This window comes from Acinetobacter lanii, from assembly GCF_011578285.1.
Classification (GTDB): Bacteria; Pseudomonadota; Gammaproteobacteria; order Pseudomonadales; family Moraxellaceae; genus Acinetobacter; species Acinetobacter lanii.
Genome location: NZ_CP049916.1, coordinates 1294051 through 1314317 on the forward strand (window position 1 = coordinate 1294051; position 20267 = coordinate 1314317).

The following is a 20267-nucleotide window of genomic DNA, read 5'->3' on the forward strand; positions in this document are numbered from 1 at the left end:
AAATTTCAAGGATTGGGGTTTAACATGGCTCAAATTATTGCTATCGCGAACCAAAAAGGTGGCGTGGGTAAGACGACGACTGCAGTAAATTTAGCAGCATCGTTGGCGGTACTGAAAAAGCGTGTGTTATTGGTGGATATGGATTCTCAAGGGAATGCTACCATGGGCTCGGGAATTCAGAAGAATGATTTGCTGTATTCAGTAACGGATGTGTTATTGGGCGAAGTCCCTATTCAGACCGCCATTATGAAAGCTGAAGTCGGTTATCGTGTTTTGGGGGCTAACCGTGATTTAGCAGGGGTTGAACTGGCGATTGCGGATCAAGAAGGTCGTGAGTTCATTCTGCGTGAAGCACTCAAAGAAATTGAACAGGACTTTGATTATATTATTGTGGATTGTGCTCCGAGTCTGAGTTTAATCACCATTAATGCGATGTCGGCTGTGAATGGTGTGATTATTCCAATGCAATGTGAATATTATGCACTCGAAGGTTTAGCTGATTTGACCCAGACCATCGATCGTATTCAGCAAGCACTTAATCCTGATTTGGAAATTATCGGTGTACTACGCACCATGTATGATGCCCGCAATGCATTGACCCGTGATGTGTCGGATGAATTAGAACAATATTTTGGTAAAAAACTTTATACCACGGTCATTCCACGTAATGTGCGCTTAGCAGAAGCGCCTGCACACGGGTTGCCGATTATTTATTTTGAAAAAAGTTCAAAGGGTGCAGTAGCCTATTTAAACCTAGCTGCTGAAGTGTTAAAAAAAACCAGAGTAAAAAAGGGAAGTAAGGCATGACCGTTAAAAAAAGAGGCCTAGCAAAAAGTCGTGGCTTGGATGCATTGTTAGGTTCTATTCAAAAAGAAAAATTACAATTAGAAGTCCAAGCTTTAGATCACGGTCAACTTAAACAAATTGATGTGAAATTATTAAAGCGTGGTAATTATCAGCCACGTCGTTTTATTCATGAAGAAGATTTACAAGAGCTTGCTGCATCGATTAAGAAACACGGGGTGATGCAACCGATTGTGATTCGTCCGATTGAAGATGATGTTCATCGTTATGAGATTATTGCAGGTGAGCGTCGTTGGCGTGCTGCGCAAATTGCAGGATTGAAAGAAGTTCCTGCCATTGTTCGCGATTTAACAGATCAAGTGGCGATTGCATTGGCATTGATTGAGAATATTCAACGTCAAGATTTGAACCCGATTGATCAAGCGATGGCTTTGCAGCGTTTCCATGAAGAGTTTGGTTTGAGTCATCAAGAAATTGCTGAAACTGTGGGTAAGGCGCGCACGACAGTGAGTAACTTATTGCGTTTACTGAGTCTTGCTGATCCAATCAAAGATCATATTCAACGTGGTCAATTGGATATGGGGCATGCCCGTGCGATTTTAACCTTAAAAGAAAAAGAGCAGATTCAAATTGCCAAAGTGGTGATTGAAAAGAGTTTATCGGTTCGTCAAACTGAGCAGCTGGTGCGCGAATTTAATACACCAAAGCAAGATAAACCCAAAGAGCGTATATCTTCAGATTTGGATCAATTGACACAGCGACTTTCAGAGCGTTTTAGTGCTAATGTAAAAATTGATCACAATCAGCAAGGTAAGGGTAAATTGGTGATCCATTACCATTCATTGGATGAATTGGATGGAATTTTAAATATTTGTCTGGCTGAAAACAGTTAATATCGGTTTTAAATCGACGCTCGTTTGAAATGGAATAAAACGAGCGTTTCAATAGGATTGCGATTCACTTTTTTTAATTTTGGGGAATTAAAAATGTGGGAATTGGTGAAAGCAGGCGGTTGGCTGATGCTGCCGCTGTTGTTGTGTTCGATTTTTATGTTGGCGATTGCCATCGAGCGTTTTATTCGGTTAAAGCGAAACTTGGTGTTGCCTACTCAGCTGATGATGAGTAAGTCACAACCGTCATCGGAGGTGCTGAAAGCCTTACAGCAAAATTCGGCGCTTGAAAAAACCAGTTTAGGCGCCATTTTAAAAGATGGTTTAGATGCCTATGCGCAAGGCGAAGCATTTGCTCGAGCGCAAATGGAAGCGACTGCTTCTCGTGAAATTGGTTTCTTAGAAAAGAATATCAATTTTTTAGGCACTTTGAGTGCAGTTGCGCCGTTACTTGGACTTTTAGGTACGGTGCTTGGGATTATTGAATCATTTTTAGGTATGGATTTGGGTTCAGGCTCCAATCCCACCATGATGATTCCAGGCTTGTCGAAGGCTTTGATTACAACGGCAGCAGGCATGGTAGTGGCGATTCCTGCCTTATTTGCTTTTCGTTATTTTCAGCGCCTTGTGCAAGAATATGTGGCTGAGCTTGAACAGCAGTCGACTTTATTTCATGCAGCATTCTTTTATCAAAACCCAACGGATGCCAAACAGCAAAACGTGGGTTAATTGAGGAAATGCTTTGATGAAATTTAAGCGTCGTCAAGTGGAAGAGATTTACATTAACTTAACGCCAATGATTGACTGCATTTTGTTTATCTTGGTAATTTTGTTATTAACCACGACTTTTCAACAGCAAAGTCGTTTGAATTTGAGTTTACCTGATGCTCAAGGGGTTCCACCAAAAGAGTTCGATCATAAGATTGAGGTCATGGTAGACTCTAGCGGGCATTATGCTGTGAATGGACAGGCTTTATCTTCTAAAGAATTGCCTGATTTAAGCACAGCAATTAAGCAAGCGGCGAATGATCGTCGGGACTTGATGTTTGTGATTGCAGCCGATTCTGCGGCCACGCATCAAGATGTGATACGTGTGATGGATGTTGCAGGTCAATTGGGCTTTGTGAACATTAATATTAGTACCAAGGTACCCACTAGAGGCTATTAGTGAATCAAGATTTTAAAATTTATTGGCGTCTACTTAGCTATCTCAAACCCTTTTGGGGGATTGCAATTCTTGTGTTTATTGGTTTTGCGATCAATGCGGCAACGGAAGTTGCGGTGGCTGAAGTGCTTAAACGTATTATTAATGCGATTCAGCTCAAAGACCGAAATTTTACAAGTCTATTTCCTTTGGTGGTCATCGCACTGATGTTCTTCCGAGGCTTGGGTTCATTTGTCGGGGGCTACTATACCGCCGTCATTTCACGAAACTTGGTGTTTAATATTCGCCAAGAAGTCTTTGCCAAACTGTTGAAATTGCCATCGCAATACTATTTAGACAATACCAGCGGTCATATTACTGCCAAAATTATGTACAACGTGGAGCAATTGACTGCGGCATCGTCAGAATCATTGCGTACATTGGTCCAACAAGGTTTGATTACTTTGGGCTTATTGGGTTTCTTGCTGTATACCAATTGGCGCTTAACTTTTTGTATTTTGATTTTTGGCCCATTGATTGGTGTGCTGATTCGTAAAGCAGCCAAGCGTATGCGTAAATTGTCTTCACAAGTGCAAGACACCATGGGTGATGTCAATCACGTGGTGCAAGAAACGGTGAATGGTAATTTGGTGGTGAAAAGCTTTGGTGGTGGAACCTATGAGCAAGAGCGCTTTCGTGCAACATCGCAAGAGAATTTACGCCGTGGTTTAAAAATGGTGGTGGTTCAGCAAATGAATAGCCCTGTAGTGCAATTGATTATGTCAATTGCACTCAGTGTGGTGATTTGGATTGCGCTGCGCCCTGAAATTTTAGGTGATGTGACCGCAGGTGAGTTTGTGGCCTATATTACTGCTGCCGGGATGCTAAGCAAACCGATTAAAGCCTTAACCGATATCAATGAAAAATTACAACGCGGTATGGCGGCAGCACACTCTGTGTTTGAATTGCTGGATATGCCTGAAGAAGTCAACAAAGGCACTTTAACGCCGAACTTAAAAGGTGATATTGAATTTGATCATGTCAATTTGACTTATCCTGATGGTTTGCATGCCATTCAAGATTTTAGTTTGTCTGTCAAAGCAGGTGAAACGGTCGCTTTGGTGGGTCGCTCAGGCGCAGGTAAATCATCTTTGGTCAATCTACTGGTGCGCTTCCAAGAGGCGTCATCAGGACATATCCGTTTCGATGGGATTGATATTCAAGACATCGAAGCCTCCGCACTACGTATGCAAATTTCTATGGTCAATCAACAGGTGGTGTTGTTTAACCGCACCGTACGTGAAAACATTGCCTATGGTCAGCTAGAAAATGCCACCGATGATCAAATTATTGCCGCTGCCAAAGCTGCCTATGCGCACGATTTTATTATGAGTTTGCCAAAGGGTTATGATACACCTTTGGGTGCGCAAGGTTTGAATTTGTCGGGCGGTCAGCGTCAACGCATTGCGATTGCACGTGCGATTTTGAAAGATGCGCCGATTTTAATTCTAGATGAAGCCACCAGTGCCTTAGATAATGAGTCTGAATACTTTATTCAACGTGCATTCGATGCGGCCATGCAAGATCGTACCACCATTGTGATTGCACACCGTTTATCCACCATTGAAAATGCAGACCGTATTGTGGTGATGGATCAAGGGCGTATTGTTGAGCAAGGCACACATAACTCCTTGTTAGAGCAACGTGGTGCATATTATCAACTTCATCAACGTAATTTTGAGGAGTAATGCCGATGTCACTTGCGCAAAACATTCAAAATGCTTGGAATCGAAAAGCCAAGTGGTTGATCGTATTGCGTCCATTGTCATGGCTTTATCAAACCGGTTTTGCGCTGAATAAAAAACTCTATCAATCTGGTGTGAAGCAATGTTATACCGCACCCGTGCCGGTGATGATTATTGGTAATATCACGGTAGGGGGCAGTGGTAAAACGCCATTGTTGATTCAATTGGTGAAGTATTTACAAGAAAAAAATATTCGAGTCGGTGTGATTAGTCGTGGCTATGGGGGCAAAGGACCCTTTCCAGCATCAGTGACTTTGGAATCTGTGCCTGAAACGGTCGGTGATGAGCCTTGTTTGATTGTGCAATCGACTGGCGTGCCGATGGTGGTGGGTTCCAACCGCCAAGCCAGTATAGAGTTACTATTACAGCAGTATGATTTAGATCTGATTATCAGTGATGATGGTTTGCAGCACTGGGCTTTAGATCGTCAGATTGAATGGATTGTCTTGGATCAAAACCGCGGTTTAGGCAATCAAAAATTATTGCCCGAAGGTTATTTGCGAGAGCCTGTAGATCGTTTATCACAAAGCACTGTGATTGAACATGCAGCGCATCCAAGCTCCGATTTGCATATGCATTTGCAAGTGGCGCAGCCCTATTTGCTGAATCCTACATTTGATCAGGCTGACATTTTTGATCCTCAACTGGATTATTATGCAGTGGTCGGCATTGGCTTCCCACAACGCTTTTATACGACGTTAGAGAGTATTGGGCTGAAGCATTTTCAATGTCATGAATTTCCCGATCATTATGATTATGAAATCGACGATATTCAGTTTGAAGACAACAATTCGATTATTACCACTGAAAAAGATGCAGTTAAACTTTTACCCTTACTCAAAAAACATCCGGATTTTCGTCGTGAAATTTGGGTGGTGCCTGTAGAAGCCGTGTTGTCTACTGCATGTTATACGTTATTGGATCAGCAGTTGGCTGAATTGGGTATTCTACCGAGCGTTTAGGAAAGATTAATGAAACATATTGTGATCCCGGCACGTTTTGCCAGTTCTCGTTTACCCGGCAAACCCTTGTTGGACATTCATGGTCGTCCGATGATTTTGCGTGTGGTGGATCAGGCCCGTAAAGTCGAGGGTTTTGACGATTTATGTGTGGCCACAGACGATGCACGTATTGCTGAAGTATGTCGTGCTGAAGGCGTAGATGTGGTAATGACCAATCCCAATCATCCCTCAGGCACCGATCGTTTAAGCGAAGTTGCTCAAATTAAAGGTTGGGATGCCCATGATATTATTGTTAATGTTCAGGGTGATGAACCTTTGTTGCCTGCACAATTGGTACAACAAGTGGCTGAGTTGCTTGAGCAAAAACCACAGTGTTCCATGTCTACCTTATGCGAATCGATTCATCACATTGAAGAGTTTCAGCGGGACAGCATTGTGAAAGTGGTGATGTCTCAATTGAATGAGGCGCTGTATTTTAGTCGTGCCACCATTCCTTATGACCGTGATGGTGCAAAACATGAAACGCCACAATTACATACACAAGCCTATCGTCATCTTGGCTTATATGCGTATCGTGTGAAATTGTTGCAAGAGTATGTGACTTGGGACATGGGGCATTTGGAGAAGTTGGAAAGCCTTGAACAACTACGTGTGTTGGAAAATGGACACCGCATTGCCATTGCTGTTGCACAAGTCAACTTGCCCCCAGGTGTGGATACGCAAGCCGATTTAGATCGTTTAAATGCTATGGATGTATCGAATTTTGCTTAAGCCACGATTTAAATTCTGTTTTATGATTGATAAGAAGATGGTATGAACGATCTTCATCACGCACAAGTGTATCCTTGGCAACAACAGGTTTGGGAAACGCTGACGCAGCGTTTTCCTAAAATTGCACATGGTATTTTGTTATACGGCAAACAGGGCTGTGGAAAGCAGGCCTTTACCCAGCATTTAGTGGCTTGGCTACTGTGTTTAAATAAGCAATCGCAGAGTGCTTGTGGTGAATGTAGCAGTTGTCTGTGGTTAAAATCGGATACGCATCCAAATTATGTCTACATTTCAACAGATGAAGACAATAAAAAGCAAAATGCCAAAATCAAAATTGAAAAGATTCGAGATCTGCAACCTTTTGTACAGCAAACGGTAGAAGGTTGGCGAGTGATTGTGATTGATCCGGCTGAGGCCTTAAATATTGCATCCTCCAATGCGTTGTTGAAAACCTTAGAAGAGCCGGGTGAGCGGGTAATTATCATCTTGATTGCAGATCATTATTTGAAGTTACCTGCAACCATCCGTAGTCGTTTGCAGCATTTTGCTCTAGATCGCGTATCAGCGTCACAAGCGCATGATTATCTGCAAAGCCATTTAGATCAAGCGCTACATCCCCAGATTCCTTTGTTGATGGCATTGTCCAATGATATGCCTTTACAAGCAATTGAATTGGCACAGTCTGAATGGTTCAAACGGCGTCATGATTTTCTGCAGGATTGGCAGAAATTGGTCATGCAAAAAAGTATGCCGATGCACTATGCGACCCGATGGAGCAAAGAGCTGAGTTTTAGTGATTTCGTGGTGATGTTTGAATACTTGTTGTCTGATATCATCTGTGTCAAGCTGAATCAACAGAGCAAAAATACTGATTTGGATTTCACAAATATTTCAACCCAATACAGTCTGGAAGTATTGTTTGATCTCTATACTGAAATTCAACATTTCAAACAATTGGTTGAACAAAATGTGCAAACCAATTTGGTCATGGATCAGTTGTTTATAAAATTAATGAATGTGTCTTAAATTAAGAATAATAGGGGAATAATCATGCAGCCACCTCGTATGGGCGGGTTATTACAGGCCAATATTTCGGATCGTGCCACTTTGCAAGCCAGTTATATGCCTTATGTACAGGGCGGGGGCTTATTTATTTCTTCTAAGCAAGACGTGAAAATGGGGGAAGAAGTCTTTGTTTTGGCAACCTTGCCAAATCAATCACAAAAAATTCCATTAACCGGTAAAGTGATTTGGATTTCTTATAAGCAGACCGGGATGAAGCCACAGGGCTTTGCCATCCAATTATCCGGTGAAAAAGGCAACTATTATCGTATGGAAGCTGAAAAACTTCTCGCGGGGAGTATGTCTTCAGACCTTCCTAGTTTTACAATGTAGTTCCAGAATTGCAAAACGTATAGGTGTTGCTGTGTTTGTCGATACACATTGTCATTTAACCATGCTGAATTTAGATCCTTATGATGGAAATCTAGATCTTGCGATTCAACAGGCCCGTGATGCAGGTGTCTCTAAAATGATGGGCATCTCTGTCGATTTAGATGATCACATCGCCTTGTCTGAAATTGCTGCGCGTCATGCCGATGTAGGGTATAGCGTTGGGGTGCATCCCTGTGAAGACCCTGCCATGATGCAACGTGCTAGCGTGGAAAAACTGGTTGAACTGGCGCAGTCTGAAAAAGTCTGGGCAATTGGTGAAACGGGATTGGATTATTTCCACAGTACTGATTTTGTCGAGGAGCAGAAAGCCTGTTTTGAACGTCATATTCAAGCGTCCAAAATAGTCAAGAAACCTGTGGTGGTGCATACCCGTTCGTCTAAGACAGATACGATTGATATCATCCGTGCCGAACAGTCGAGCCATGGGATTTTGCATTGCTTTACTGAAGATTGGGAAACTGCAAAAGCGGTATTGGACTGTGGCTATTACATTTCATTTTCAGGTATTGTTTCTTTTAAAAATGCGCAAGACTTAAGAGATGTGGCAAAGCAGGTGCCGCTCGATCGCATATTGATTGAAACCGACAGTCCTTATTTGGCGCCAATGCCCTATAGAGGAAAGTCTAACGAGCCAAAGTATGTTCCTTATGTAGCCAAAGCCTTAAGTGATGTATATGATAAGTCTCTCGAAGAGATTGCGTTCATCACCACGCAGAATTTTGAAAATCTTCTTCGTCAGCAGTAAAAAAGTTTAAACGGATATAATAGAAAGAAGAGAGTTTATAGAGTGAAGATGGATCGTCAGGCTCAGTTTAGAGCGAGAGAAGCATTAATTTTTCAGGTAGCTGAACAACTTCTTCTAGAAAATGGTGAGTCAGGTATGACTTTGGATGCGCTTGCAGCCGAGTTGGATTTGGCCAAAGGCACGCTCTATAAACATTTCCAAAGTAAAGATGAGCTCTACATGCTGCTGATTATACGTAATGAGCGCATGTTGTTAGAAATGGTGCAAGATACCGATAAAGTGTTTCAGGAGCACTTGGCATTTTTTATGTTGCACCATTTGCATCATCCTGAACGTACCGTGTTGTTTCATCAAATTGAAGAGCGTTTATCCACCACGGGTGTCGGCATCAATCATTTGTTTAGTGAAATGTATCAGGTGCGTAAAAGCCGCTTACGTTTGATTATTCGAATGACGGAACGTTATTTGCAAGACATAAACAGCGGCATGTGCTCACGTGATTATTTAGCCTCAATCTGGTCGATTACCCATGGCGGCGCAGCGATTTTGAATTCGAGTTTCTATCAACGTTATTTAGGCTGTCGTGACACCTTGCGGGTTGCGCTGATTGATCAGGCCTTGATGTTGCCTAAGCAAGTTGCGCCTGTGGTTCAAGTGGCTTAATTAATGAATACCGCACAATCATCTTCGCATCAGTTCGGATTTACTTTAATTGAACTGATGGTGGTGATTGTGATTATAGGTATCCTTGCTTCATTGATCGTGATGAATATCGGTGGTATTGATCAACGTAAAGCCATGCAAGCGCGTGAAATCTTGATCATGGATTTAAAGCGCATCAATCGTGAAGCCAATGATCAATCTCGAATCTTGGCATTGGTCACTCAGAGCGCAACCGATGTCGCACCTTTTCAATATCGCATTGACGAATATCAACGGCCCCAATCTCAAGCCAATGCAATGGGGCAAGCTCAACCCGATCTTTTTGCTTCACAGAAACCAAGTCAAAGGCAGACTTGGATACCTATAGCAGATCAAAAAGCTCAGGCACTTCCTGATCGGGTGTCCTTTAGTGTTGAAGCTCAGTCTTATGATTTTAAAAATGCCAATAATGCCGAGCTGTTGGGTGCAAATGCACCGAAATTGATATGGCTCGGCAATGGCGAAGTTAAACCGGTCAGTATTCAAATGTACTATGATCAAAAACCGGTCGGTGAGCTGATTCAGGTCGATTATTTGGGGAAAGTGATCGATGAGAACTAGCGATTCAAGCAAAGTGATATCATTACGCATATCAGGACTAGCCTTCGATCTTGTAACACGATCGAGCAGTGTTGAATGGTGTCAATCGAAACATAGTTTCTCATCTTGCACTCGGGAAAAACGATGTTCTAACCATTCTCGCATCTCAGGCATAGCCTTCGATCTTGCGACACGATCGAGCAGTGGTGAATTGTGTCATTCGAAACACAGTTTCTCATCTTGCACTCGGGCAAAACAATGTTTTGCTCATCCTCGTTCAGGATTTACTCTAATAGAAGTGGTGGTGGCATTGGCGATCTTTGCTGTCGCAGCCATGGCTTTAACCAAGGTCGCCATGCAATATACCCAGTCCACAGCCAATGCCATTTTAAGAACCAAGGCGCAATTTGTGGCTCAAAATGAAATTGCCCAGATGGAGATTAATGGTGAGTGGCTAGAGGGAACGCAGTCTAAACAAATTACGGCACAAGGTGAAACCTGGCAAATCGACAAGCGCGCAGAATCGACCATCAGCCCCAAAGTTCAAAAAATTGAAATACAGATCAGCTTATTTAACACAGAATTGGGCAAGGTGGAGTCTGGTGTAAGTAATATGGTGTTTTATAACCACCCTATATCTAATGCTTCATCATAAAAATATCCTCTCATGATTTTCTGTAATGGACTGTGAATCAACTGCATGAAGCAAAACCTAAAAAATAAAGCCGGATTGCCATTTAAAACCAAAGTTCTGGGCTTTACGCTGGTAGAGTTATTGGTGGCAATAGCGATCTTTGCGGTCTTGTCTGCATTGGGTTGGAAAGTCTTTGATTATCTAATCAAAGTCAAAGACCGTAATGCCATGCATGAAGAAAATTTAGGTCAGTTGCAAGAGGCTTATCTGCAAGTACAACGGGATGCTTTGCAAATCGTACCGCTGACGGCTCATGTTGCAGGTCAGATACAGCCTGCGCTGTTACTGAATAATCAGCAACTCAGTTTTAGCAAAGCGGGTGTGACTGATCCACTGAAGCAGGGTAATTCACCTTTTGAGCGGATTGAGTATCAATACAACGCACAAGACAAAAAAATCTACCGATTGAAATATCCTAATTTAAACTTCAACGTTTCGGCTCAGCCCTTATCAAGTGTTTTGCTCAGCGATGTGGAGCAGTTTCAGATCACAGTATTGAATCCCAATGCATTGAATCAGTGGCCTGAAGCGAGCACAGATCCAAATGATCTTAAAACTTTACAGCGCCTCCCCAAAGGGATTCGGATGCAGTTTTCGGTTAAAGATGTTGAATATGAGTGGATATTTAGTCTTTTAAACACGGATTTTTTACAGCAGGATAAAACCAATCATTCGACAGACGCTGATACTCCATCAGTGAATGACACCGTGAATAAGAAGAATTAGGCAATAGTGCGTATCAATCGTTTTTAAGTATTAATTTAAACGCAGGGGAAGGTTTTGGTGAAACGACAGCAGCATGGAATCGCACTGATCACAATATTGATGATGGTGGCTTTGGCGACGATTATTGCTGCAACCATTGCCAAACATCAAGCCAATACCCAAGATAGTACCGCTTACCTGATGCGTCAGAACCAAGCTTTATATTATGCTAAAAGTGCAGAAGCTTTTTTTGAAGAAATTTTAGCAGAAGATGCCGAGTCGAGTGCTTCAGCAGACTATTTGCAAGAAACATGGGCAAAACCGATGCCGGGTTTTCCAATTGATGGTGGTATGGTTTCAGGGCAGATTTTCGATGAATCTGGAAAGTTCAATTTAAATACTTTACTAAAATCTGATGGCACACCCAATACCGATGCTCAAGCCTATTTTGAACGTTTATTAAAACGTGTCGGTTTGTCGCCTGAGTTGAGTCAGGCCGTAATCGATTGGCAAGACCCTGATGATCTCACCATTGGGGCAATGGGAGCGGAAAGTAACTATTATGGCAGTTTGCCAAAGGGCTACATGGCAGCCAACCAACCGTTTCATAGCGCGGAAGAACTGAAACAGGTGCGTGGCTTTGAGGGAGCGCAATATGATTTGATTGCACCCTATATCACCGCCATTCCAAGCATCAACTCTAAAATTAATGTGAATACTGCGCCTGCCTTGGTTTTGGCTGCGCTAGATGAGCGCTTAAATCTACAGGCAGTTCAGGAAGCAGTGAATGCGAAACAGGGGAAGCTTGAATATTTTGCAAGTATAAATGATGTCTGGGAACTAGCTCCCTTTAATCAAATTAATGCCAACAATAAAAATTTAGCCAGTCAAATTTTCGATGTAAAATCGACGTTCTTTAAAGCCCAGATTGAAGTGATTTTGTCTGAACGTAAACGTCAATTTACCAGCTATTTGATGCGAGAAGACAACAAGGTCTATGTCTATTCAAGAAGTTTGGCGCCATTTTAAAATCAGTGGATTAGATTGAAAGAAATATTATAAAATCAAAAAATGAGCGAAATGAACTTAATACATTTTACCTATTGTCAAAAACGATAAAATTAATGATCTATATGGTGGATTTGCTCTATAATCGAATCTCTTAACGATTTGTTGATAGCTTTGGCATATGTTAATTCGTAAGTTATTTAAGTTTGAAAATGCGCATATCGTGCGTAATTGTACGTCTGATCGTTGTAAGCGTTCGATTCATGGTCATAGCTATAAAGTAGAGTTGTTATTAAAAGCATCGAAACTTGATCATGGTCAAATGGTCTATGACTTCGGTTTGCTAAAAGGTGTGATCAAAGACCTCTACGACAGTTTTGATCATGCGATTTGTTTTTGGGAGCATGACAGCGCTGAATATATTCAAGCGTGCAAAACCTTTAGTGCACGTTGGGTGTCTTTGCCTGTGTCGCCATCAGCAGAACAATTTTCTCGAATTTTCTTCTATTTGGCACAGCAAGTCCTAGCATCGACTGAAACCCAAAATGGTGAAGGTGATGTTGAAGTATATTCAGTGATTGTGCATGAAACTGACACGGGGTATGCGCAAAGTTTTGCCGAAGACATTTCTAATGAACAAATGGGCTTGTTGCAGTTAGATCAAATTATTTTCTCAGAACAGATTATGTCTGAGTGGAATGATCCAAGCATGTATGACAATCTAAAAGCGGGGATGAAGTTTCAAAACCCTGAAGTGGCCTTACAAGTTCAGCTTTAAGTTTAAAGCGCCATGATAAAATTCAATATTGTGGTTTAAACTATATTGAACCGATAAAATATTCAGCACAAAAAGAGATTTAAGATTTAGGATGAAAATGCAATTGACTGAACAAGAACTCAAGAAGTTAAATCAAGTTCGGTTAGAAGATGGCTGGAAATATAGCTTGTCCGAGTTTTTATTGGGCTCGCGTATGGACGCATTACGTGAATTCTTAAAATCTGAAATCCAAGCTGAAAAAGTGATCTATCCACCGAGCGCACAAATTTTTAATGCATTGAACACCACGCCTTTGGCCAATGTGAAAGCTGTGATTTTGGGGCAAGATCCCTATCATGGACCGAATCAAGCCAATGGCTTAAGTTTTTCGGTGCAAAAGGGGCTTGCAATCCCACCATCCTTGCGTAATATTTTTCATGAGCTGAACACTGATTTAGGTATTGCACCGTCCAAGCATGGTGATTTAAGTCAATGGGCGCAAGAAGGTGTGCTGCTATTGAACAGTGTGTTGACTGTAGAAGCCGGTCAACCGACATCGCATCAAAAAAGAGGTTGGGAAGACTTTACTGATGCTGTGATTGATGTATTGAATGAACAACGTGAACACGTGGTTTTTATTCTTTGGGGTGCCTACGCACAACGTAAAGGTCAACGTATCGACCAAAACAAACACTTGGTGTTAAAAGCTGCACATCCATCGCCTTTGGCTGCAAACCGAGGTGGTTTTTTTGGATGCCAAGCTTTTTCAAAAACAAATAAATATCTTCAACAAAATGGCATTGAGCCGATTAACTGGCAGCTGGACGCATGACACAATCTCCTGAATTGAAACAATATCATCCTGACTTAATCGTTGAGGCTAAAAATGGTTGGCGTGTGATTCGTCTGAACCGCCCTAAATCTCTGCATGCATTAGATGAATCGATTGTGACTGCGCTTCTTGAGGTGTTTAATGATTTTCATCATGATGACTCAGTAAAAGCGATTTGGTTAGATTCCACCACACCGAAAGCCTTTTGTGCCGGCGGTGATGTGCGTAAGTTACGTCAGTTGGTGATTAATAATGAAGTGGACAATGCCAATAAGTTTTTCGAGCAAGAATATGCTTTAGATTTATTGTTGCATGACTACATTAAGCCAATTGTGGTCTGGGGTGAAGGCTATGTGATGGGCGGTGGTCTAGGCTTGTTTATGGCTGCACCATTCCGTTTGGTCACGCCGTATTCACGTTTAGCGATGCCTGAAGTCAATATTGGTTTATACCCAGATGTCGGGGCAAGTCGCTTCTTGGCAGATCGTGGTCCTGTCGGTTTATTTACCGGTCTAACCGGTTCAATCATGACCGCAGCAGGGGCGTATGGGATTGGTTGGGCAACCCATATTTGTGATGCACAGCGCGATATCGTATTACAGAAACTCTTAGATATTGATTGGGATCATTATCCAGCAGGTAACTTCCGTGCCTTGGATGATACCTTAAATAGTTTGCATCGTCCTGTATCGCCAGGTCCATTACAGATTTCTTTAGACACCATTCATAGTGTGTGTCGTGGAAGCAGTTTTGAAGCGGATTATGATGCGATTATTGGGTTGAATGATGCACGCAGTGATTGGTTGCGACAAGCCAGTGAGAATCTCAGTAAAGGTTCACCAAGTACCGCAGCCATCACATGGCTACTTTGGCAATGGGGACGTCAAGTCCATCCTTGGCAAGAAGTTTTTGATTTGGAAACCCAAATCTCAGACTGGAAAATTCGCCATCCGGATTTTGTCGAAGGTGTGCGCGCACGCTTGGTCGATAAAGACTTATCTCCTGAATGGCAAGCGGTTGAGTCGATGTCGTTAAAAGGTATTTTAGGTGCAAACCCACCTGTGACTTCGATTGAAAGTTGGAATGCGTTACTTAAACATTATGGAATTATTTAAGTCCGAATGTCTGAGTGTATAGTGACTGATTTAAATATTGAAGATGAAAAATGGATGCAGCTTGCCTATGAGCAAGCTGCATTGGCGGCATCTATAGGTGAAATTCCTGTGGGTGCAGTGATTGTGAGTCAAGGTGAGGTTATTGGGCAAGGGTATAACAACCCTATTGCACAACATGATCCGACTGCACATGCAGAAATTGTGGCAATTCGCCAAGCGTGTCAAAGTATTGAAAATTACCGACTCCCTGAAGATGCAACTTTGTATGTCACGCTAGAACCTTGCACTATGTGTGTGGGAGCTTTGGTGCATTCACGTATACAACGTGTCGTGTTCGCAACCACTGAGCCTAAGGCTGGCTCATTGATTAGTGAACGTCAATTGCTATCCAATAATGGCTATTACAATCATGTATTTGAATTTAGTCATGGCTGTATGCAGCAGCAATGTGCACAGCAATTGTCTGATTTTTTTAGAATGCGCCGTGAACAAAAGAAGCAAATTCGTTTACAACAAAAATTAGAAAATCTGCAACTGACCGAGAAATAAGTATGTCAAAATAAGATGACATAACACATTGTCAGATACATAGACTCAACCAATCGCGTTATGTAAAACAGACATCAATAAATCAAAATCAGACATAAGGAAAAATAATGAATTCAATGCAAGTTAAACAAGAATTTAATGCACCTTTAGAGACAGTATTTGAGCTTTTATCTAAACACGCCACCTACAGTCAAGTTTTTGCACCTGTTCAAGTGGTTCGAATTAAGGATGCTGCAGATCCACAGCGTCCTGATGGGGTGGGTTCAGTACGAAAAATGGGGATTGGTCCAGTTAAGCCGCTTCAAGAGCAGATTACCTTGTTAGAAGTGAATGAACGCATCGAATATCAAATTATCAAAAACCCTTTAGTTAAACATCATTTAGGCATTATTGAGTTTAAAGCGATTGATGCTAATAAAACATTAGTGACTTATACGATTGAATTACAAGCAAGAGCGCCGTTTGTAAGCAAATTAATACTTGCACAGCTTAAACTTGCGATTACACTTGGTTTCAAGAAGTTAGCGAAAACTGTTGCTTAAACTGGATACCCCATGACAATTCAAATTATCACCATCGATGGACCGAGTGGTTCAGGTAAAGGCACACTGGCTGCTCGCTTAGCAGCACATTACCAATATCATTTACTCGATTCAGGCGCGATTTACCGTTTACTTGGATTGTCATTACACCAAAAAGATTTATTAGACACTTTGGATCAAGCCGATGTACTTGAGCAAGGTGCAGAGATCGCAACACATTTAGACATACAATTTTTAAGTACTGAAAAGGGCATTCAAATCCTCTTAGAAGGTGACGATGTGACCGAAACGATTCGTACTGAACGGGTCGGTGAATTTGCTTCAAAAGTGGCTGCAATTCCTGTACTTAGAACAGCACTTTTTGATCGCCAACGTGCTTTTGCACAAGCGCCGGGCTTAGTGGCAGATGGTCGTGATATGGCGACAGCGGTGTTTCCTGAGGCAAAAGCCAAGATATATTTGACTGCATCAGCTGAATCTCGAGCGGAACGACGTGTAAAGCAGTTGCAGGCTATGGGGCTAGATGTTAAAATAAGCGACATTTTAGCCAATATCCAAGCACGTGATAAGCGTGATATGGAACGAACTGTAGCACCGTTAAAGCCGGCAGCAGATGCATATATTATCGATAGTTCAGCTTTGAGCATCGAAGACGTATTCAAAATGATGACCAGTTATATTGATGCTCAATTGACTAAATAACTTAACATCAGTGGAAGCATAGCTTGATCAGTTTATACGGACTATGTGGATACTTAATTAAACCGGCCTTGTCTGATCCAAGACCGCTGACTTTTCTAGGTATATCATGACCGAATCTTTTGCAGCCCTCTTTGAAGCAAGCGAATTAAATCTTAACGTTGAAAAGGGTGCAGTAATCCAAGGTATCGTTGTTAGCATCGATTCTGACTGGGTAACTGTTGATACTGGCCTTAAATCTGAAGGCGTAGTAGCTCGCTCTGAATTCTTAAACGAACAACGTGAACTTGAAGTGAACGTTGGCGATACAGTTGACGTTGTTGTTGAAGCGCTTGACAACGGTATGGGCCAAACAGTTCTTTCTCGCGAAAAAGCGAAACGTGCTGAAACTTGGACTAAACTTGAAAAAATCTTTGAAGACGGCGAAATCGTTACTGGTGTTATCTCTGGTAAGGTTAAAGGCGGTTTCACTGTTGACATCGGTCCAGTTCGTGCGTTCCTTCCAGGTTCATTGGTAGACACTCGTCCTATCCGTGATACAACTCACCTTGAAGGTAAAGAGTTAGAATTTAAAGTTATCAAACTTGATGCTAAACGTAACAACGTTGTTGTATCTCGTCGTGCAGTAATGGAAGCTGAATCTTCAGCTGATCGTGAAGCGCTTCTTTCTCAATTGGAAGAAGGCCAAACAGTTACTGGTACAATTAAAAACCTTACTGACTACGGTGCATTCGTTGACCTTGGTGGTATTGACGGTCTTCTTCACATTACTGACATGGCTTGGAAACGTATCAAACATCCATCAGAAGTGGTTGAAGTGGGTCAAGAAGTTACTGTTAAAGTACTTAAATTCGACAAAGAACGTAACCGTGTTTCTCTAGGTCTTAAACAACTTGGCGAAGATCCATGGTTAGCGATCATGAACCGTTACCCTAAAGGTTCTATCGTTAAAGCTCGCGTTACTAACTTAACTGACTACGGCTGTTTCGCAGAAATCGCTGAAGGCGTTGAAGGTTTAGTACACGTGTCTGAAATGGACCACACAAACAAAAACATCCACCCATCTAAAGTAGTTCAGATCGGTGATGAAGTTGATGTTATGGTTCTTGAAGTTGATGAAGAACGTCGTCGTATTTCTTTAGGTATCAAACAAACTCGTGCTAACCCATGGGAAGAGTTTGCTAAAGATCACGATAAAGGCGAAAAAGTTTCTGGTACGATCAAATCTATCACTGACTTCGGTATCTTCATCGGTTTACCAGGTGGTATCGACGGTCTAGTTCACTTGTCTGATATTTCTTGGAACGAACAAGGCGAAGAAGCGATTCGTCGTTACAAGAAAGGCGACACTGTAGAAGCGGTTATCCTTTCTGTAGACGCTGAAGGCAACCGTATCAGCCTTGGTATCAAACAAATGAACAACGACCCGTTCAATGATTTCCTTGCGAACAACGAACGTGGTGCATTGGTTAAAGGTACTGTAACTGCAGTTGACGCTAAAGGCGCAACGATCAAGTTAGCTGACGAAGTTGAAGCTTCTTTGAAAGCATCTGAAATTAACCGCGATCGCGTTGAAGATGCAACTAAATTCTTAGAAGTTGGTCAAGAAGTTGAAGCTAAGATCATCAATGTTGACCGCAAATCACGCGCAATCAACTTGTCAATCAAAGCGAAAGACGAAGCTGAAGAGAAAGAAGCAGTTGCTAACTTGAAAACAGCTACAACTGGTCAAGACAACGGTCCTAAGACTATTGGTGATTTGATCAAAGCTCAAATGAACCACTAAGTTGTCTGTGCGAATTGTATTGTTAATGTAAATTAACCAATACTTTTTACACAAATACTGTAAACGGTAGCGTAGTATTAACTTATTACGCTACCGTTTTGTATTTAAACAGGTTATTATCAGCCTATCGATCAAGTAGCTTGATAATTAAAGAGGTCGCAGATGACTACTGAAGCACTTAATAAGTCTGACTTAATAGAACGTATTTCTATCAAAAATCCACATTTAGCTGAGCCACTCGTTGAAGAAGCTGTTAAAATTATGATCGATCAAATGATTGAGTCATTGTCTTCAGATAATCGCATCGAAATTCGTGGTTTTGGTAGCTTTGCATTGCATCACCGTGATCCACGTGTGGGTCGTAACCCAAAAACAGGTAAATCTGTTGAAGTTGCAGCAAAAGCAGTTCCACACTTTAAACCGGGCAAAGCGCTCCGTGATGCGGTGAACGAAACAGTAAATTAATAACAATATGGGGTGTTTATGCGTTACGTTTTAGTCGCTTTATTAATCGTACTTTTTGGTTATGCACTGGCATTGGTATTGCAAAATGGTACCGAACTTTCTGTAGACTTGTTGTTTACTCAAGTACCTGCAATGCGTTTAGGCTTGTTGCTACTACTTACACTGGTTTTAGGCTTAGTATTGGGTCTATTGTTGGGTGTACAAATTTTCCGAGTTTTTCAAAATAGTTGGGAAATTAAGCGCTTACGTAAAGATATTGAACATCTCCGTAAAGAACAGATTCAAAGTGCGCAACTGGCTGCTGCTGAAGCTGCAGCAAGTGTACGACATGAGAAGACCGTTTTAGATATTCAAGCAGAAGATAACAGACGTCCGCTGTAAGAATTTCAAGATATAAATAAAAACACCTTGTTGCCACACACAGCAAGGTGTTTTTTTGTTTGAAATTTAGATAGTTAGTAAAATCAACTCTATGAAATTATAAAGTATATTTTGCACAGTTTAAGAATATCATTATAATGGCGCAACTTTTGTGGGATGGAAAAGAGAATTCATGAGTGTAATCGTTGCTTTAGATGCCAAAAGTCAATTGGATGCCTTAAAAATTACTGAGCAGCTTGATCCATCCTTATGTCGCGTTAAAGTCGGTAAAGAGTTATTTACGCACGAAGGTCCAAAGGTTGTTCAGGCATTACAAAATCAAGGGTTTGAAGTCTTTTTGGATCTTAAGTTTCATGACATTCCAAATACGACCGCTCAGGCGGTGTGTGCTGCTGCTGATTTAGGTGTCTGGATGGTGAATGTGCATGCATCCGGTGGTCGTAAAATGATGGAAACTTGTGTGGAGCGTTTAAAAGCAGGGAATTACAACACTCAATTGATTGCGGTGACGGTTCTAACCTCGATGGGGCGTGAAGACTTAAAAGATTTAGGACTGGACATTGAGCCTGTTGAACATGTGAAACGCCTTGCTGAATTGACCAAAGATAGTGGTTTAGATGGTGTGGTGTGTTCTGCGCAAGAAGCGAAAATGCTTCGTGAAACTTTAGGTCAAGATTTTGCTCTAGTGACACCGGGTATTCGTCCAGAGGGCGCTAATGCTGATGACCAAAAACGTATTGTCACACCAAAACAAGCCATGTTGGATGGTTCAACCCATTTGGTGATCGGTCGTCCAATTACGCAATCTACAAATATGAATCAAACGCTAAAAGATATCTTAGCTTCACTTTAATCTATTTATAAAGTCAAAAAAATCCACTCTAATGAGTGGATTTTTTATTTTAAAGGACTTTAA

At 41.7% G+C, this 20267-nt stretch carries 24 protein-coding genes and 1 pseudogene; all 25 read left to right on the top strand.

From position 1 onward, the window contains the following. The first annotated feature begins 24 nt into the window (after positions 1–24). Complete coding sequence (locus G8D99_RS05985) at positions 25–807, top strand: ParA family protein (protein WP_166323538.1); 783 nt, start codon at positions 25–27, stop codon at positions 805–807. Continuing rightward, positions 804–1697: a ParB/RepB/Spo0J family partition protein gene (locus tag G8D99_RS05990; protein ID WP_166323540.1), complete on the top strand. Its 894-nt coding sequence runs from the start codon at positions 804–806 to the stop codon at positions 1695–1697. Before G8D99_RS05985 ends, G8D99_RS05990 begins: the two co-directional genes overlap by 4 nt. Positions 1698–1790: 93 nt before the next feature. Continuing rightward, on the top strand, positions 1791–2423 hold the full coding sequence (locus G8D99_RS05995) for a MotA/TolQ/ExbB proton channel family protein (protein ID WP_166323542.1): 633 nt from the start codon (positions 1791–1793) through the stop codon (positions 2421–2423). A gap of 16 nt (positions 2424–2439) precedes the next feature. Then, positions 2440–2862 (top strand): ExbD/TolR family protein, encoded by a 423-nt coding sequence (locus G8D99_RS06000; RefSeq protein WP_166323544.1) that lies wholly within the window; start codon positions 2440–2442, stop codon positions 2860–2862. Beyond that, positions 2862–4586, top strand: coding sequence for a lipid A export permease/ATP-binding protein MsbA (gene msbA, locus G8D99_RS06005; protein WP_166323546.1), 1725 nt, complete (start codon positions 2862–2864; stop codon positions 4584–4586). Before G8D99_RS06000 ends, msbA begins: the two co-directional genes overlap by 1 nt. 5 nt (positions 4587–4591) lie before the next feature. Then, entirely contained in the window at positions 4592–5605 is a 1014-nt protein-coding gene (gene lpxK, locus G8D99_RS06010; protein WP_166323548.1) for a tetraacyldisaccharide 4'-kinase, read from the top strand. Positions 5606–5614: 9 nt separating this feature from the next. Then, positions 5615–6376, top strand: a complete 762-nt coding sequence (gene kdsB / locus G8D99_RS06015; protein WP_166323550.1) for a 3-deoxy-manno-octulosonate cytidylyltransferase — start codon at positions 5615–5617, stop codon at positions 6374–6376. 42 nt (positions 6377–6418) lie between these two features. Continuing rightward, positions 6419–7402 (top strand): DNA polymerase III subunit delta', encoded by a 984-nt coding sequence (locus G8D99_RS06020; RefSeq protein WP_166323552.1) that lies wholly within the window; start codon positions 6419–6421, stop codon positions 7400–7402. A 24-nt stretch (positions 7403–7426) separates the two neighbouring features. Next, the gene (locus G8D99_RS06025; protein WP_166323554.1) at positions 7427–7771 is read left to right on the top strand and encodes a PilZ domain-containing protein; all 345 of its coding nucleotides are present in this window, start codon (positions 7427–7429) and stop codon (positions 7769–7771) included. A gap of 31 nt (positions 7772–7802) precedes the next feature. Beyond that, entirely contained in the window at positions 7803–8576 is a 774-nt protein-coding gene (locus G8D99_RS06030) for a TatD family hydrolase (RefSeq protein ID WP_166323556.1), read from the top strand. Between the two features lie 48 nt (positions 8577–8624). Next, positions 8625–9239 carry a TetR/AcrR family transcriptional regulator gene (locus tag G8D99_RS06035; protein ID WP_166323558.1) on the top strand — a complete coding sequence of 205 codons (615 nt, stop codon included), beginning with the start codon at positions 8625–8627 and terminating at the stop codon, positions 9237–9239. Positions 9240–9242: 3 nt separating this feature from the next. Continuing rightward, entirely contained in the window at positions 9243–9839 is a 597-nt protein-coding gene (locus G8D99_RS06040; protein WP_166323560.1) for a type II secretion system protein, read from the top strand. A 259-nt stretch (positions 9840–10098) separates the two neighbouring features. After that, positions 10099–10473: pseudogene (gene gspI, locus G8D99_RS15645) on the top strand (type II secretion system minor pseudopilin GspI); the annotation flags it as partial. A gap of 45 nt (positions 10474–10518) precedes the next feature. Then, the gene (gspJ, locus tag G8D99_RS06050) at positions 10519–11238 is read left to right on the top strand and encodes a type II secretion system minor pseudopilin GspJ (protein WP_166323564.1); all 720 of its coding nucleotides are present in this window, start codon (positions 10519–10521) and stop codon (positions 11236–11238) included. Positions 11239–11292: 54 nt separating this feature from the next. Beyond that, complete coding sequence (gene gspK / locus G8D99_RS06055; protein WP_166323566.1) at positions 11293–12246, top strand: type II secretion system minor pseudopilin GspK; 954 nt, start codon at positions 11293–11295, stop codon at positions 12244–12246. 160 nt (positions 12247–12406) lie between these two features. Further along, the gene (locus G8D99_RS06060; protein WP_166323568.1) at positions 12407–13003 is read left to right on the top strand and encodes a 6-pyruvoyl trahydropterin synthase family protein; all 597 of its coding nucleotides are present in this window, start codon (positions 12407–12409) and stop codon (positions 13001–13003) included. Between the two features lie 97 nt (positions 13004–13100). Then, positions 13101–13814 (top strand): uracil-DNA glycosylase, encoded by a 714-nt coding sequence (gene ung / locus G8D99_RS06065; protein WP_166327577.1) that lies wholly within the window; start codon positions 13101–13103, stop codon positions 13812–13814. Continuing rightward, entirely contained in the window at positions 13811–14929 is a 1119-nt protein-coding gene (locus G8D99_RS06070; RefSeq protein ID WP_166323570.1) for an enoyl-CoA hydratase/isomerase family protein, read from the top strand. The genes ung and G8D99_RS06070 overlap by 4 nt, the downstream gene beginning before the upstream one ends. A gap of 6 nt (positions 14930–14935) precedes the next feature. Then, positions 14936–15478 carry a tRNA adenosine(34) deaminase TadA gene (gene tadA / locus G8D99_RS06075; RefSeq protein ID WP_166323572.1) on the top strand — a complete coding sequence of 181 codons (543 nt, stop codon included), beginning with the start codon at positions 14936–14938 and terminating at the stop codon, positions 15476–15478. Positions 15479–15585: 107 nt separating this feature from the next. Next, positions 15586–16020: an SRPBCC family protein gene (locus G8D99_RS06080; protein WP_166323574.1), complete on the top strand. Its 435-nt coding sequence runs from the start codon at positions 15586–15588 to the stop codon at positions 16018–16020. Positions 16021–16032: 12 nt separating this feature from the next. Then, positions 16033–16722: a (d)CMP kinase gene (cmk, locus tag G8D99_RS06085; protein ID WP_166323576.1), complete on the top strand. Its 690-nt coding sequence runs from the start codon at positions 16033–16035 to the stop codon at positions 16720–16722. Between the two features lie 106 nt (positions 16723–16828). After that, positions 16829–18505 (top strand): 30S ribosomal protein S1, encoded by a 1677-nt coding sequence (gene rpsA, locus G8D99_RS06090; RefSeq protein WP_166323578.1) that lies wholly within the window; start codon positions 16829–16831, stop codon positions 18503–18505. A gap of 162 nt (positions 18506–18667) precedes the next feature. After that, entirely contained in the window at positions 18668–18970 is a 303-nt protein-coding gene (locus tag G8D99_RS06095) for an integration host factor subunit beta (protein WP_166323580.1), read from the top strand. Between the two features lie 18 nt (positions 18971–18988). Continuing rightward, entirely contained in the window at positions 18989–19351 is a 363-nt protein-coding gene (locus G8D99_RS06100) for a lipopolysaccharide assembly protein LapA domain-containing protein (RefSeq protein ID WP_166323582.1), read from the top strand. Positions 19352–19523: 172 nt separating this feature from the next. After that, positions 19524–20204: an orotidine-5'-phosphate decarboxylase gene (pyrF, locus tag G8D99_RS06105; RefSeq protein ID WP_166323584.1), complete on the top strand. Its 681-nt coding sequence runs from the start codon at positions 19524–19526 to the stop codon at positions 20202–20204. The last annotated feature ends 63 nt before the right edge of the window (positions 20205–20267 follow it).